The sequence below is a fragment of the Chitinophaga sp. SVR4-12A genome, assembly GCF_056754765.1.
The window spans coordinates 5,249,322-5,265,110 of the sequence record NZ_JBPGWP010000001.1 but is presented as its reverse complement, the minus strand read 5'-3'; the positions used below and the strand labels follow the sequence as shown (position 1 = coordinate 5,265,110).

General features: G+C 50.2%; 12 protein-coding genes. 5 read left to right on the top strand and 7 right to left on the bottom strand.

The genetic code is table 11. The annotated features are described in order from the left end of the window. Positions 1-90: 90 nt before the first annotated feature. Both ACR9Y8_RS21410 and ACR9Y8_RS21405 read right to left on the bottom strand, forming a co-directional pair. Entirely contained in the window at positions 91-1,257 is a 1,167-nt protein-coding gene (locus ACR9Y8_RS21410; protein WP_481215295.1) for a FecR family protein, read from the bottom strand. A 174-nt stretch (positions 1,258-1,431) separates the two neighbouring features. Next, the gene (locus ACR9Y8_RS21405; RefSeq protein ID WP_481215294.1) at positions 1,432-1,974 is read right to left on the bottom strand and encodes a sigma-70 family RNA polymerase sigma factor; all 543 of its coding nucleotides are present in this window, start codon (positions 1,972-1,974) and stop codon (positions 1,432-1,434) included. An 82-nt stretch (positions 1,975-2,056) separates the two neighbouring features. Between ACR9Y8_RS21405 and ACR9Y8_RS21400 the strand changes: the two genes are divergently transcribed. Together ACR9Y8_RS21400 and ACR9Y8_RS21395 are read left to right on the top strand one after the other, a co-directional pair. Continuing rightward, positions 2,057-3,253 (top strand): NAD(P)/FAD-dependent oxidoreductase, encoded by a 1,197-nt coding sequence (locus tag ACR9Y8_RS21400; RefSeq protein ID WP_481215293.1) that lies wholly within the window; start codon positions 2,057-2,059, stop codon positions 3,251-3,253. Positions 3,254-3,417: 164 nt separating this feature from the next. Next, a complete protein-coding gene (locus ACR9Y8_RS21395) occupies positions 3,418-4,656 on the top strand; it encodes an NAD(P)/FAD-dependent oxidoreductase (protein WP_481215292.1) in 1,239 nt (412 codons plus the stop codon). Here ACR9Y8_RS21395 and ACR9Y8_RS21390 read toward each other — a convergent pair whose 3' ends face one another. Further along, positions 4,657-5,637: a GlxA family transcriptional regulator gene (locus tag ACR9Y8_RS21390; protein WP_481215291.1), complete on the bottom strand. Its 981-nt coding sequence runs from the start codon at positions 5,635-5,637 to the stop codon at positions 4,657-4,659. Between the two features lie 209 nt (positions 5,638-5,846). Between ACR9Y8_RS21390 and ACR9Y8_RS21385 the strand changes: the two genes are divergently transcribed. The 3 genes from ACR9Y8_RS21385 to ACR9Y8_RS21375 are packed head-to-tail and all read left to right on the top strand — an operon-like array spanning position 5,847 to position 8,391. Beyond that, a complete protein-coding gene (locus ACR9Y8_RS21385) occupies positions 5,847-6,263 on the top strand; it encodes an iron chaperone (RefSeq protein WP_481215290.1) in 417 nt (138 codons plus the stop codon). 55 nt (positions 6,264-6,318) lie between these two features. After that, positions 6,319-6,891, top strand: a complete 573-nt coding sequence (locus ACR9Y8_RS21380) for a dihydrofolate reductase family protein (RefSeq protein ID WP_481215289.1) — start codon at positions 6,319-6,321, stop codon at positions 6,889-6,891. 60 nt (positions 6,892-6,951) lie between these two features. Next, a complete protein-coding gene (locus ACR9Y8_RS21375; RefSeq protein ID WP_481215288.1) occupies positions 6,952-8,391 on the top strand; it encodes an MFS transporter in 1,440 nt (479 codons plus the stop codon). On the opposite strand, the gene ACR9Y8_RS21370 is transcribed toward ACR9Y8_RS21375, so the two are convergent. The 4 genes from ACR9Y8_RS21370 to ACR9Y8_RS21355 all read right to left on the bottom strand — a co-directional run bounded on the left by ACR9Y8_RS21370 (position 8,367) and on the right by ACR9Y8_RS21355 (position 15,613). Next, a complete protein-coding gene (locus tag ACR9Y8_RS21370) occupies positions 8,367-8,987 on the bottom strand; it encodes a CPBP family intramembrane glutamic endopeptidase (protein WP_481215287.1) in 621 nt (206 codons plus the stop codon). The two genes, ACR9Y8_RS21375 and ACR9Y8_RS21370, sit on opposite strands and share 25 nt — an antisense overlap. Positions 8,988-9,300: 313 nt before the next feature. Then, a complete protein-coding gene (locus ACR9Y8_RS21365; RefSeq protein WP_481215286.1) occupies positions 9,301-10,707 on the bottom strand; it encodes an alpha-L-fucosidase in 1,407 nt (468 codons plus the stop codon). 31 nt (positions 10,708-10,738) lie between these two features. Then, on the bottom strand, positions 10,739-12,364 hold the full coding sequence (locus tag ACR9Y8_RS21360) for a RagB/SusD family nutrient uptake outer membrane protein (protein WP_481215285.1): 1,626 nt from the start codon (positions 12,362-12,364) through the stop codon (positions 10,739-10,741). Between the two features lie 6 nt (positions 12,365-12,370). After that, entirely contained in the window at positions 12,371-15,613 is a 3,243-nt protein-coding gene (locus tag ACR9Y8_RS21355) for a SusC/RagA family TonB-linked outer membrane protein (RefSeq protein ID WP_481215284.1), read from the bottom strand. Between the last annotated feature and the right edge of the window lie 176 nt (positions 15,614-15,789).

Genomic DNA, 15,789 nt, shown 5'->3' with positions numbered 1-15,789 from the left:
AAGTTTGAGGTCTGAGGTACCCCCACGCGTCATTGCGAGGCCGGAAGGGCTTCGCGCGCAGCCTGGCCGAAGCAATCTTTTAACACAATCTCAGCGAAGTACTGTTATTCTTCTTCCTTCTACCCTGCACTTCACGCCATTATCTTCCAGGAGCTGTAATATGCGCGATAAGGGCTGATGCCTGCTGATGCGCCCCAGGAAACGCTCTTTATCATGCGGGTACTCATATATTACTTCCACATCGTACCAGCGCTCTACCTGGCGCATGATGGTGTGAAGATCTGTATTAGCAAATTCAAAGAAGCCGGTCTTCCAGGCGATCACCTGGTTCACGTCCGCGGGCTGTACTTCCAGCGTGTGGGCCGACTGGTCCAACACGGCCTGCTGGCCCGGCTTCAACACCGCCTGTACGGCTGCCTGCTGAATCCTTACCGCGCCTTCCACCAGGGTAGCCTGTGCGATTTTCTCGTCTGCATAAGCCATCACATCGAAGCTGGTACCTAACACCTGTACTTCTGCGCCCTTGCTTAACCTGACCCTGAAGGGTTGTTGCGGATCAGCCGCGATCTCAAAATATGCCTGTCCCTGTAGCTCCACTACGCGCTCTTTTCCCTGGAAGGCAAGAGGGTATTTCAGGCTGCTGGCTGCATTGAGCCATACTTTTGAACCATCCGGCAGCGTGATGCTGAAAAAGCCGCCCCTGGGCGTTGTAAGCGTGTTATATGAGGTTGCCGCCGCTGTGCTTTGTGCTGCAGGATGATATTGTAGCTGTCCGTGTTGCTGATAAACATTTACCCGGCCCTGTTGTATTACCTGGTTACCGGTACTATCTAATGGTATGGTCTTTCCATTGGCCAGGGTAAGCATGGCCCGGGCGCCGCCCGGCGGCACATCGGGCAGCTTTACAGCCACTTTTACCTGCCGGGGAGACCGTTGTAACAGGAAGTAAGCACCGGTGCCCAATAACAGCAGCATGGCGGCTGCTATCCAGCGATAGCGGCGCAGGAAAGGAATGGTACGTACCTTAGGCTGAGGGCCTGTAATAGCATTCAGCATAGTACCCAGCCGTTCGCTGTCCATAGAGATACCTGTTTCCGGCGCTGTTTCCAGCGATGCCTGTATGAAATCCTCCAGCAGGGAATGATACTGCGGCGAAGCGATCATCCTGAATAATTCCTGCTCTTCTTCTGCTGAGATATTGTCCGATCTGTAATTATTAAGCAGCTGCCAAAAGCGTTCTTCCTGGTTACCATCCATAGTTCATCGATTAAAGTGATCTGTTGACAGTTGGCAGTTGACAGTTGGTGGTTGGCATCACTGACAACTTACAACTGACAACTGACCACTTTGTCAATTCAATCTTAAAACTGTCCGTCTATATAAGTAAAGACAGCTGAAAACAGGCAGCCTCGTATCCGCTTTAAAAATTTTTCAGGAAACGGCGGATATTCTCCAGGGCTTTAGACATATGGGTTCTGACGGTGTGGGGGAAAGCTGCAATCTTGCTGCGATCTGGTCATAGGTAAGAGCGGCTTCCCGGGCAAGCCGGAATACTTTCTGCTGCTGTTCCGGCAGGCGGCTCACGGCTTCATGTAGTAATTCGGTCATCTGGCGGTTACGCACGCCGATATCCGCGTCGTTGCCAGTGTAGGGCACTTCGGCCATCCAGGCATGGCGTACGGCCTGCTCATGGGCCATCTTCTTCAGATAATTGAGAATATAATTACGGGTAAGTATGAACAGCCAGGAGCGGAACTGCTGTACCTCCGGCAACTTTTCCCGGCCTGTCCAGATCTTGAGAAAAACATCCTGCACGATCTCTTCAGACAGTGCCTGTGATTTTACAAACTGGTAAACTACCCGCAACAGCGGCTGCTGGTAATGGTGGAATAAAGTAGCGAAGGCATTTTCGTCTCCCCCTGCTATCAATTGCAGTAATGCCCGTTCATTCTCTAAACTGGTTTTATCATACATTCCCTGAGCCCGTGTACAGTGTGGTTGTTGTTTTGGTTGATCTCTGCTCCTGAATATAGTACCTATGCAATTATAACACAAAATGTTCGAAATAAATCCGGTATCTTTAGTATACACTTTTGTCAGCTATATGGAACAGCAGAACAGCCCCAAACATTACGATGTCATCATTGTGGGTGCAGGACCAGCAGGCAGTGCCTGTGCGCTGGCTTTACGAAATGCAGGTTTGCGGGTAGCTGTTCTTGACAAACATACCTTTCCCCGTGATAAAGTCTGCGGCGACGCCATACCTGGCCGCGCTATTAAATCACTTGTCGCCATCGATCCGGCGTTTAAGGAATCTCTCTCCCGCTTTACTGAAAAACTGCCTACTAAAAGAACAGTCTGCTATTTTAACGGCAGGGAGCTGGACTTCTCCTGGAGCCTGGAAGCCTATACCGCCACCAGGATGAGCTTTGATAATTTTCTTTTTACCCTGGTAAAGCAGCAAACTGATTTTGATGTGATGGAAAGCACGGAGGTAAACGATATTACCCGGACTGCACAGGGCTTTTCTGTCAGCATCCGCAACAGCAACAAGCGTTTTGAATGTACCATGCTGATAGGCGCCGACGGTACCAATGGCCTCAGCGCTAAAAAGCTGACCAGTACCTTAATGAACAGGAAACATCATGTTGCCGCCGTAAGGGCCTATTACACTGGCATAACCGCACTGGAAGAGGATTGCACTGAAATATACTTCGATAAAAAATACCTGCCCGGGTACTTCTGGGTGTTCCCGATAAAAGGAGGCCTTGCCAATGTGGGCATGGGTATCCTGTCTGACGATGTGGTGCAAAAGAACATGAACGTAAAAAAGGGCTTTTACGATTTCATTGAACGTTCAGACATCCTGCGAAGGAAATTCAGGGATGCGCAACCAGCCGGAGCGCTGCAGGGTTGCGGGCTGCCACTGGGCTCCAGGTGGGTCACTATGAGCGGCGATCATTTCCTGCTCACCGGCGATGCCGCCTGCCTGATAGACCCTGTTAGCGGCGATGGTATCGGAAATGCCGTATTAAGCGGTAAGCTGGCGGCAGAACAGGTGATCCGCTGCTTTACTGCCGGAGACTTCAGCGCCGCTTATCTGAAAACATACGAACAACAATTATACAAAGCAGTAGGGGCAGACATGAAGAAAAAAGCAACCATTCTGAAATCGCTTGCTAAAATGCCTTTCCTCTTTAACTTTGCCTTTACGCTGGGAAAGAACAGCGTTGTGAAACAATTCATGAAATAAGTTTGAGGTTTGAAGTCCGACGTTTGAAGTTCGTTGCAGGTTATAGGTCCAACCCACTATGCTTACCTGGCACTTGTAATAGCCCAATAGCAAATTTTGAACTTTTAACCTCTAACGTACTTGAAACGTCGGACTTCAAACCTCAAACCCGAAGCTTATTGAGTATGATCCATGCGGACGTTTGTATTATTGGTGCAGGGCCTGCTGGCGCTACTACGGCCCTGCAACTTGGCTACATGGGTATTCCCTGCGTTATTGTGGATAAAGCCATTTTTCCCCGTGATAAGGTATGTGGTGATGGCCTCAGCGGCAAAGTGCTGACGATATTATCGCGTATCGACAAAGGTATTGGCGAACGGCTGCAACAGTCCTTGTTTAAGGCAGACAGCTGGGGCGTGCGCTTTATAGCGCCTAACAGGATGAACCTTGATGTTCCCTACCAGCTGCATTACCGTAAACAGCCCGGCGAGCCGCATGGGTTTGTATGCAAGCGTATTGACTTCGATAATTTCCTGGTGGAGGAACTACGGCGCTGTCCTGCCATTCAGCTGTTTGAAGGAACGGATATTTCCCATCACCAATTGCAGGCAGACGGCTACCTGCTGTCTAATGCGCAGGGAGATTTCCAGGTGAAGGCACAGCTGGTGATCGCCGCCAACGGCGCGTATTCAGGCTTTACCAAGGAAGTGGCCGGCTTCAATATGGAACCGGCACATTATGTAGCCGGTATCCGGGCCTACTATCAAAACGTCAAAGACCTGCACCCCGATCATTTTGTCGAACTTCATTTCCTTCGCAATATGCTGCCCGGTTACTTCTGGATCTTTCCCCTGCCTGGTGGCCAGGCCAATGTGGGCGTAGGTATGTTAAGCAAAACCGCCAGGAAGAAAAAAGTGAACCTGAAGAAGCTACTGCTGGAAACGATACAAACGGATCCCAGCCTGCGGGAGCGTTTTAAGGACGCAAAACTGGTGGGTAATATACTGGGCTATGGACTGCCGTTGGGCAGTAAGCGCCGCCCCCTTTATGGAGAACGCTATATGCTGACGGGAGATGCTGCTTACCTGATCGATCCCTTTACCGGTGAAGGCATCGGCAATGCGCTTTATTCGGGGCGTATAGCCGCTGAACATGCGGCTGCGGCGATTGCCGCCAATGATTATTCTGCGGCTGCGCTGGCCAGCTATGATGCGCATATATATCGTGTACTGGGGCCTGAATTGCAGATGAGCGCGCGCTTACAAAAGCTGATCAGGTATCCCTGGCTGTTCAACTGGCTCATGAGAAAAGCAGGCCGCAGCAAACAGCTGCAGGAATTGCTGTCCTGTATGTTCAATGAAATGGATCTCCGGAAAAAACTGGCGAATCCCCTGTTCTACCTGAAACTGCTGTTTAACCGCTAGCTAGGCATAGGCAGCTTCCTTGTTATACTTGTGGCGGTAGTCTACCGGCGACATACCGGTGATCTTCCTGAAAATTGCGCGGAAGGCTTTCGTATCATTATAGCCTACATCATACATCACTTCTGTAACGTTCTTGCTGCTGGTTTCAAGGAACTTCTTGGCAGCTTCTATCTTCACCCTTTGTATGTATTCCAGGGGGGTATTATTGGTAGCTTTCTTGAAGCGCCGTACAAAGTGCCGCCTGCCGATGGCAAACTTAATGGCCAGGTCTTCTACAGAGATCCTGGCGGATACGTTCTTCTCAATATACTCCTGCGCTTCTTTTATCGGCTCGTCTTCATGCTTCTTCTGCCCGTTGAACATGATGAAAGGCGACTGGCTTTTACGGTCTATCTCTATGGCGAAGAATTTCGCGGCATGGATCGCCATTTCGCGGTTGGCGTATTTCTCCACCAGGTGTAAGAGAAGGTTCCAGTAAGAGGCAGCGCCTCCGCTGGAGTAGATGCCCTGCTCTTCTGATATGATCCTGCCGTCTACCAGTTCTACATCCGGGAACATGTTCCTGAACTGCTCCGCAAACAGCCAGTGGGTGGAACATTCCTTTCCGTTCAGCAGGCCTGTGGAGGCCAGGAGAAAAGCGCCCAGGCAAAGACTGGCCACTTCGGCGCCCTTGCTGTAATGCTTGATGATCCAGGGAATGAAAGGTTTGTTTATTTCCAGGGCGCGCTGCATATCGCCGCTGAGGGCGGGGATCAGTATCAGGTCAGTATGTTTGATCTCATCTATCAGCGCATCGGTATGCACGGAAAAAATGCCGTTGATCAGCCGTACTTCTCTTGACAGCCCTACCAGCTGTACTTTAAACAGGGGGTCTTCTCCCTGGGCTTCCAGGAACTGGTTAACAGCGGTGAACATATACCGGGGGTCTACAATGCTGGCCGGTACAGCTTCTTCTGGTATTAAAATGGATAAGTGTTTCATACGTGTACAATCGGGTTGCAGGTTTCGACTCCAAATGTAAGCGCTTTGGGCTACAACTTCAAATCAGCGGCTTACCAGATCAAAATGTCATAATCCACCCCCCTAAAAGTCCGGATCAGGCATGATGCAGATGACGGGCCACAGGTACCTTTGTATTGACATCCTCCCGTTTCACGGAGCATTGGTAATACCGCATAAATCAACCTGTTATGCAAAAAACAACTGCTACTAAACCCACTACGGTAGACGATTACCTGCAAGGTGTACCGGCCAACATGCGCAAGGCGCTGGAGCTTTTACGAAAGCAGATCCGCACCCTGGTACCGGAGGCCGAAGAAGTGCTCAGCTACGGCATCCCTGCCTATAAGTGGAAAGGTATGCTGGTAGGATTTGGCGCTGCTAAAAACCATTGCGGCTTCTATGTAATGAGCCCCGGCCTTATGAAGGAGCTTAAAGATGAGCTGGCGCCTTATGATACCGCCACGGCCACTATCCGTTTCCTGCCTGAGAAACCTTTGCCCCCTGCACTGGTGAAAAAGATCGTTACCGCCCGTGTAGAAGAAAATACCCTGCACCGGGAGGAAATGGACGAAAAGAAAAAGAAAAAAGAAAAAATTAAAAAGTAAAAAATGGAGCGAAGGGCACGGGCAGTCTTTTATAACCATTAAGGCCAGGATAATTATGAGAAAAGTTATAGTATCGATGAATGTTACGTTAGACGGCTACATGGCAGGAAGCAATTGTGAGCTGGACTGGCATTTTAATTACTGGAATGAAGAGATGGCCGAACATGCCTGTCAGCAGCTCAGTAAGGCAGACACCATCCTGCTGGGGAGGGTTACCTATGTGGCAATGGCAAAATACTGGCCCTACCAGGCATGCAACCTCTCATTTCCGCGTGAGCATATCGCCTTTGCAGATATGATGAACAGCCACCTGAAAATCGTTCTTTCGAAGACCCTGCAACGCGCCAGCTGGAATAATTCACGTCTCATTAACAGGAACTTCAGCACTGAAATATCCCGGCTTAAAAAGCAGGAGGGAAAGGATATTATCATTTACGGCAGCGGCAAGCTGGTTAGCAGCCTGATGCAATCTGGCCTGATAGACGAATATGAGCTATGGGTGCACCCTGTACTGTTAGGCGATGGCAAAGCCTTATTCAAGGGCATCCGGGATATGCATACATTAAAGCTGTTAAAGACCATCCCCTTTGATTCCGGCGTAGTCATCCTGTATTACGGGGCCGCATAATTATGCTAATTTGGTCCAGGCATTTTCTTTGCGTTGATCTTCTTTACAGAACCGGATCAAATGGAACAAACAGTCACCCCTGCAGCTGTTGCTGCCCCCGGCAAATGGGCCGTGCTATTTACCGTCGCCTTTGGCACTTTCATGGCAACACTGGATGGCAGCATTGTGAATATCGCATTGCCCACCCTCCGGAAGGAACTGCATGCAGGCGATAATACGGAATGGGTGGTGCTCAGCTACCTGCTGGTAACCACCAGTACCTTGCTGATCATGGGGCGCTTGTCTGATATGTTGGGCAGGAAAGGCATCTACATTGCAGGTTTCTCCACTTTTGTGCTCGGTTCTTTCCTGTGCGGCCTGGCCTGGGATATCTGGTCGCTGGTGGCTTTTCGTGTGGTGCAGGGATTAGGCGCCTCCATGATATTTGCCATTGGCCCTGCCATTATAGGCGACGCCTTTGAACCGCAGGAAAGAGGCAAGGCCCTGGGATGGATCGGCACTATTGTAGCCGCAGGCAGTAGTACCGGCCCGGTGGCAGGCGGCTTGCTGCTACAGCATTTCGGATGGCCCAGTATATTTTATGTGAACGTTCCTATCGGGCTGATAGCTATCTGGAGGGCAACTGTTGTATTACCGGCTTCGCCACGCCTTCCAAGGCAGCCATTTGACCTTATCGGCGCCGCCTTATTCTCCATTGGCGTTACCACCCTGCTGATAGGTATCGACTTCGGCGCGGATCCTGACTTTGGCTGGGGAAACCAGACGGTGATCATCCTCCTTACAACGGGACTGCTGTTATTACTGTTCTTCCTGCTCTGGGAAAAAAGATATACCGCGCCCATGTTAAAGCTCAGCCTTTTCAGCATTAAACCTTACAGCTCCGCCATCAGTGCCTCATGGCTGGGCTTTGTGGCCAGCGGCGCGCATATTTATGTGATCCCCTTCTACCTGCAGCTGCTGCTCAACTTCAGTCCGCAGGAAGCAGGCCTGATCATGCTGGCGGGGCCGCTTACCTTAAGCGTGGCAGCACCGGTGGGTGGTTATCTTTCAGACAAGATCAGTACACGCCTGTTAGCCAGTACTGGCTTAGTGATCACCGCCACGGGGTATTTTCTCTTCTCTTTTGTAGCCGCTGACTGGAGCTGGCATAACGTGATCTGGAGAAGCTCGCTGCTTAGCCTGGGCTTCGGCCTGTTCCAGTCGCCCAACAGCAGCAGCGCATTAAATGCAGCGCCGGTAATGATGCGTGGCATTGCCAGCAGCCTGATCGCCTTTGTAAGAAATCTTGGATTGGTATTGGGCATTGCATTGGGCGCTGCGGTATGGTATACCACCCGTAATAACTTTGCGGAGCAGCACCTCACAGATCCGCTTGCTGTCAACGCACAGATCAGTGGCATGCGGATGGTGTACCGGATAACCAGCTGCCTGGTATTGGCGGCGGCTTTTATATCAGCAACACGTGGGAAGATCGCTTACAGCACAAAGGCCAGTAAATAATAGGAGATCACATTGCCCACACCGTGTGCTACCCACCCCGGTATAATGCTTCCTTTCCCCGCTTTCTCATTGATGTAGCCGATGAGATATCCCGCCACAGCCGGTACAACGAAAGAGTAGATCAGTGAGAATGCTTTTAATCTTGAAAGCATGAACATCATGATCAGGTGCAACAAGCCAAACAGGAGCGCCTGCACCAGGTTACCCCATTGAAAACCCAGCCGGTTGATCAGCCTTTTGGCAATAAATCCCCTCATAAAGATCTCTTCTGCCAGCGATGTTCTGAATAGCGCAATGACCAGTAGTAAGGTAATGCTCAGCGGCTGAGGTCCCATTTGTTTCAGCTTACCAGCCAGGGCGTACTGGCTCGTTAACGCTTCCTTAATATCGTGGTTCAGCAACGCGATGCCCAGGATACCGGCCAACACAGCCAGCATGGCAATGAAGGACAAGGCTACCGCCCGTGAGGTGGTTGCTTTCAGACCGATATAATCGAAAAAACCGTTTGTTGTCTTATACTTTATTACATAGAACAGAAATGGAACAAGTACTACCACCAACACCTGAAAAGCGGTGGCAAGTATTTCATTGAACATTTGGCATATTATGTTTTGTGGTTAACTGCTTTTTTTGAGCCGCGATAAAAGGTACTTAATTCTATTGAGGTCACAAAATTTTCAGTTTGTCGCAGCCCCCCTGATAATGTCGTTTTCACACGTACTTTTACTTCCGCCAGTAAAACCTGAAAAGAAGGGCTAACCAAGAAGAGTAATACTATTTTAACAAAAAGTGCCCGGAGCAAGGAAACTGCAAGGATAGAGCAAGGATACTGCAAGGATAAAGCAAGGAGAAACCTGTTAAAATAGTATGAACATCCACTGTTGGTCAGCCCTTTATTAGGATCTCCCCTTATCTCCGCTCGTTGTATACCCCAAACTCCGCTATCGCGGGCGGCTCGCTGAATGAATCGATCAGGATCCGTACGCGGTTGCCCCATACGCGATTAAAGCGATGCACTTTTACCAGGCCTTGGTCTTCTCCATTGACCAAAGGTTCCCATTTGCCGTTTACATAGTATTCCAACCTGTACTTTTTGATACGGGCTTTATCTTCTACGATGGTGATCGTGTTAAAGGCCTGTTCTTTACCAAGGTCTACTTCCCACCAGGGGTTTTTTACGGCCCGGTTAGACTGCCAGGTGGTTCTGAAGCTGTCGTCATTTGCAAAATCCATAATGTTCATATCATCACTCCAGCTGGACGCAGCAGGTTTGTGTTTAGCCAGGTTGGATGAAATAATGGGTTGAACAGCTGCAGGCAATGCAGGCATCGCTCCCTGCGCCTGCCAACGTTGCCCGATGGCTTTCAGGGCAGCCAGGGCATTGTCGTCTATCAGGCCATTACGGTTAGGCGCTACATTGAGGATGAAATTGCAGTATGCCTTATTAAAAGGAACAATGTTATCATCCACCAGTTTAGCCGCGTCTTTTACCGGCTGCGAAGGGAAGGAGGGCTTCCAGAACCAGGCGTTATTAATAGGCAAACACGAGAGCGCAGGCAGATGATTGGTAGCAGTAGAAATATGCTGACCAGCGCCCTGCTCATAAGATTTGATGTCTGTATAGAACAGGCCTTCTGCCGGGTACTTGGCAGCGTTCAGGTCCATTACCAGGCACCTGGGCTGCAGGGATTTGATCAGGCCATAGATCTCCTCAAAGGGCACATCGTCATAGGATATACGAGACCAGGGGGCATCCCAGCCGTCGATGATCAATGCCGTGATCTCCCCATATTTCGTGAGCAGCTCTGTCAGCTGCGCCTTTACCATTTCAACATGCTTTTGCGTGATCCATCCCGGCCGCAGTTTATGATGCGTATCGAGAATGGAATAGTATAGCATTACTTTCAGGCCTTTGGCACGGAAGGCGTCTGCATACTCTTTCACCACATCCCTTTTCAGGGGACTGTTCATCACATTGTAATCTGTTGTTTTGGTATCCCATATACAGAAACCACTGTGATGCTTGGTGGTGAGACAGCCGTAAGACATGTGAGCCGATTGCGCCGCCTGTGCCCATTGGTTGCAGTCCAGCTTCAGCGGGTTAAAGATAGCGGGCGAAGCATCGGGGTCTGCCCAATCATCTTCCATAAAAGTGGGAATGTTGAAGTGAATGAACATCCCGAAACGCAGGTTCACAAAGTTCTGCTGTAGTGCAAACAGGTCTGTTCCTTTTGGTGTGGCAGGCGATTGCGCCTTTGCCATACATGCAAGCAGCAACAGGCTGCCCAGCATGGCCATGATCCGGTTCTTTTTCATTTAATATGTGTGCTTTTGTTTTTTTTCATTGTTACTTCCACTCGGGTTGCTGCTGTAGGTTACGGGCCTGGTCCAGTATGCTTTGCGGAACAGGCCATACATAGAATTTATCACTATTAAAATACCGTTCTTCCAGCTTTGTCTTAGGATATTTGTTGGTTTTGCCGTTAGTGTTGTCAATATCGGAAAGCCCCTGTGAAGCATCGAGTGTATAAATAGGCCCTTTTAACACCTGCTGCCCTATTTTCCAGCGCAGGATATCAAAATAGCGATGGCCCTCTCCTGCCAGCTCTATTCTGCGCTCATGGCGAATGAAGGTACGCAGGGTGGTTTGATTCAATACCCAGTTGTTCAGCGCAAAAGTTTCATTCACCCCCGGCATATGTGCACGGGCCCTTATTTCATTAAGGGCATTGATCACCTCAGCAGAAGGACCGGTCGCTTCGTTCGCTGCTTCTGCATAAGTGAGCAGCACTTCTGCATAGCGCAGGATCTTCCAGTCGTTAGCACCGTTATCACGTACTTCCAGGTCTGTTTTGTCGAAGATCTTTTTAAAAGCGTAACCGGTGTAGGTGGCCTTGTCTCCGTTTATTTTATCCAGCGTGTTGTTGATAGGATCGTATACCTTGTTATTAGGCAGGATGCTGCCGGGATAGAAAATGGTCGCGCCTAAACGCGGGTCCCGGTTCTTCCAGGGCGCGTGCACATCGTAGGCAGGATCGTTGGTGTATGGATAATAGCCATTCGCACTTTCGTAATCATCTACCAATGAAGGCAGGGGATCAAGGTACAGGGTTCCACCGGATACTGAGTTGATGCCGGCGATATCACGTAAGCCATTAGGCTTCGTTTCCTTTACATGGATGTAGCTGATCACGTCTTCTGCGGAGTAGTCGCCGTTTACCTGGAACAGGTTATAATAGTCAGGATAGAGGCTGTATACATGTAGGTCCATTACGGCTTTAGCAGCAGCCGCTGCTTCGGGGTACCGGCCATTATAAAGCAGTACCCTGGCTTTCAGGGACAGTGCAGCGCCTTGGGTAAAACGGCCCCTGTCGTCACCTGTGTAAGTAGTGGGCAGGTCTGTTGCTGCTTCATCCAGCCATTTCAACACCTGTGCTATTACGATGGCTTTCTTGTCCTGCGCCACATCTGCATCTTTTACATCGGTGAACACTTTCATTACAAGCGGCACATCACGATAGAGGGTAGCCATGATGAAATACCGGTACGCCAGCGCCACTTTTACTTCAGCGACCAGGCGTTTCTTCAGCGTTGCATCCATGTCCGGTACTTTATCTACGTTCTGCAGGAATTCAAAGCAATGGCGCACCTGGTCATATTTCCATTCATCGCCCAGGTTACCGGTGGTGACTACAAATGTGCTGTTACCGATCAGCTGTGCATTGCGGAGCGTATTGCCCCAGGAGGCTGTTTTGGAAAATGCGTTATCGCTCATGCCTTCGTAGCACACAAAGAAATCTGCGGAGGGCATGAATTCATACACGCGGGAGGCGAATTTCACGGCATCCTGTTCACTGGTCCAGTAGGTTTCGTCGGAGTACTGGTCCAGCGGCGCCCTGTCCAGGAAGTTCTTGCTGCAGGCGCTCAATGCTATGGTCAGCGCCAGTATAATGTATAGGTGAATGCTTTTCATGATTGATCAGAATTTCAGGTTAAGGCCCAGTGTAAATGTTTTCAGCTGCGGGAAGTTCACGCCCGGCTGCCAGTTGTCTATCTCAGGATCGAAGCTCTTGGGAAACTTGCCGAACTTGATGGTGAATGCATTTTCCAGCATGGCGTAGATCCTGATCTGCCCGATCTTTACGCGTTGCAGGATGTGCTGGGGCACATTATATCCCAGCTGCAGGTTCTTGAGGCGCATATACCGGGAATCGAACAGCCACCAGTCGGAGAACTCATAGTTCACGCTCAGGTCCTGGCGCATCAGCGGATAGCGGGCGTCTTTGTTATCAGGCGTCCACGAGTCCATGAGGTCCTGTGTAAAGGTGCCGCCGTAGTTAAATGGCCTTACCGCATAGTCAGTGAGATAGGTTTTGTTTTGCAGCACGCCCTGGAAGAGCAGGCTCAGATCAAACTGTTTATAATTGAAATTAGCGGCTATTCCAAACATCATGTGCGGGTCTGCATCGCCCAGCATGACGCGGTCTTCGGGTGTGATCTTGCCGTCGCCGTTCTGGTCCTGGTATTTGATATCGCCAGGTTTGTTCTGTGGTTTATAGGTAGCTGAGCTTTTTACATCATCTTCGGATTGATACAATCCTATTGCTTTATAACCGTACCAGGTCCAGCGGGACTGGCCTACCATCACAGGATTAGTGCCCAGTATGTCTGCAGTGCCGCCCAGGTCCAGGATCTTGTTGCGGGCGTCGTAGATGTTCACCTGTACGCCATATTTCAGCAGGCGGTCCCTGTTCTGGTAACCGGCGCTGATCTCCCATCCCCAGTTCCTCATGCGGCCCAGGTTCATGATGGGAGCATCACGGCCAAAGGTGGAAGGTACGCTGGGCGTGAGCAGGATACCGGTGGTCTTCTCCCGGAACACATCTGCGGTGAGGGTAAATTTATCATCCAGGAAACCGGCGTCTATACCGATGTTGCCTGTTAGCTTTTCTTCCCAGGTAAGGTCAGGATTGGGCGTGTTGTTATAGTAAGTAGTGGTTTGCGCCTTATCATTAAAATAGATAGCTCCTGTGCCAATAATGCTGGCCCAGGGATAAAGGCCGGTAGCGTTCTGATTACCCACCTTGCCATAGGAAGCACGCAGCTTCAGATTGCTGACCACACCGGAATTGCGCAGGAAATCTTCTTCCGACAATCGCCAACCGGCGGAGAAGGAAGGAAAGAAGCCCCAGCGCTTATTCTTAAAGCGGGAAGAGCCATCGTAGCGGGCACTCATCTCCAGCAGGTAGCGGTCTTTAAAGCTGTAGTTCAGCCGTCCGAAAAATGATTGAATAGCCCATGCTGATGCGCTGCCACTGGTAGACCATTGCGTTTTATCCGCAGCGCCGCCATCTATTACTGAGATGCTGTTGTTCAGAAAATTCTTTCTGCCTGCACCCAGGCTTTCGTACACCGATTTTTCCTGGCTATAGCCGCCCAGCGCTTTGATATCATGCTGACCAAGATGGAAATTATAGTTCAGGGTTGCAATAAAAGTCTGCGTCTCCTCCGTGTTCTGATCATCGTTCAATTCATTTGGCGATTGCTGGGTAGTGACCAGGTTCTCGTCATCATCATACAGGCGGTAGGTGGCCCGGAAGATCTTATGCCTGATATCACGACTGGTATATGCATATTGTCCTTTGAGGGTAAGGTTCTTCGTGATGCCATATTCCAGTGACATGTTAGTGTTGAGATAATGGTCCTTATAATGTTCAAAGCCGCCATCGTTGATAATGGCCACCGGCTGTGAGCCACCGCGGTAATGCCGGTTGCGGCCCTGGGGCGTATATGCCCATTCCGTTGGGTTCAGGATATAGGCCCAGTGCATAGCGGTACCATAGATCCCTGCGCCCGCCATGCTCTTAGGCGCGTTCATGTACACGGTATTAATACCCAGTTTCAGGTTATCAAGCAGCTGTGTGTTCAGGTTGATGCGTGAGCTGTAACGCTGGTTCAGCACACCATTCACCAAACCTTCCTGCCGCAGATATCCCAGGGAGATGAGGTAATCGGTGTTCTTACTGCCGCCGGATACGCCGACATTATGCTGGGTTTGCAGTGCATTGCTTTTGAAGATAGCGTCTATCCAGTCTGTGCTGGGTAACTGACCGCTGGCATATTTTTCAATATCTGCATCCGCAAAACGAACATTGGCGTCGGGATTATCGTTTAGCTGCGACTCGTTCCATTTGCGCATAAAGGACACTGCATCTACCAGCTTGGGTAAATAGGTGGGCCGCTGCGTGCCAACATAAGCGTCGTATGACAATACCGGTTTAGTGTTGAGCTTTCCCCTCCTGGTGGTAACCAGCAGTACACCACCGGAGGCGCGGGCGCCATAGATGGCTGTGGCGGAGGCGTCTTTCAGTACGCTGATATTATCAATATCCTGTGGGTTCAGTGTTTCCAGCTGACCGGCTACACCATCTATAAGTACCAGCACCGGGTTGTTAGAGAGTGTGCTGATACCGCGGATATTCAGCTTGGTAGACCCTGCACCGGGCATGGCGTCTGTTTGCTGAATGAAAAGACCGGGCACCTGGCCCTGTAAGGCATTCACCACATTGGGCACCGGTCTTTCAGCGATCGAGGCTCCCTTTATGGAAGCCACCGCACTGGTGAGGCTGGCCTTTTGCTGGGTGCCATAACCTACCACTACCACCTCACCGAGTTTTTTGGTGTCTTCCTGTAAGGTAATACTCAGCTCGCGTTGATTACCGCTTTGTATTTCCTGACTTACAAAGCCGATAAAGGATACTACCAGTACGGCGTCCTGTGGTACTTCTTTCAGCTCAAATTCGCCGCGCTCATTGGTAACGGCGGCCAGGTTACTGCCTTTTACCTGTACAGATACGCCGGGCAGCGGTTCTCCTTTTGCCGTGAGCACACGGCCTTTAATGGGTTTCAGGTCTGCGACCACAGTGGATGTTAAGGCCGGCTGTTCAGCGATCGTTCCAGGTCCCTGGCGGATAATGATCTTATCATCGGCCACAAAATAGACCAGGGAGAAAGGCGCGAGCACTTTTCTCAGGATATCGCCTACCCTTTGGTTGCGGGCGTTGATGCTAACTTTGCTGTTCAGTACTTCCCGGTTTACGGCATAGCTGAAGGAAACATTGGCAGTAGCTTCAATACGGGACAGCACCTCTGAGAGGGCAGCCTGCTCCGACCTGATGGAGATCTTTTTCTCCAGCAGCTGAGCCGCCGATCTTTTAGCCATTAATGTGAGGGTGGTACAACAAATAAGCGTGAGTATACACAACGAGCATTTCATAAGCATGCGTGTTACAGGTACACATTTTTTCATACTTTTATCCAGATTAAGGTTGAGTAAAAAGCCGGTATGCTGTGGTTTACGAGGCCTTATAGCATGCCCGGCGGCAACTTGACTTTTTC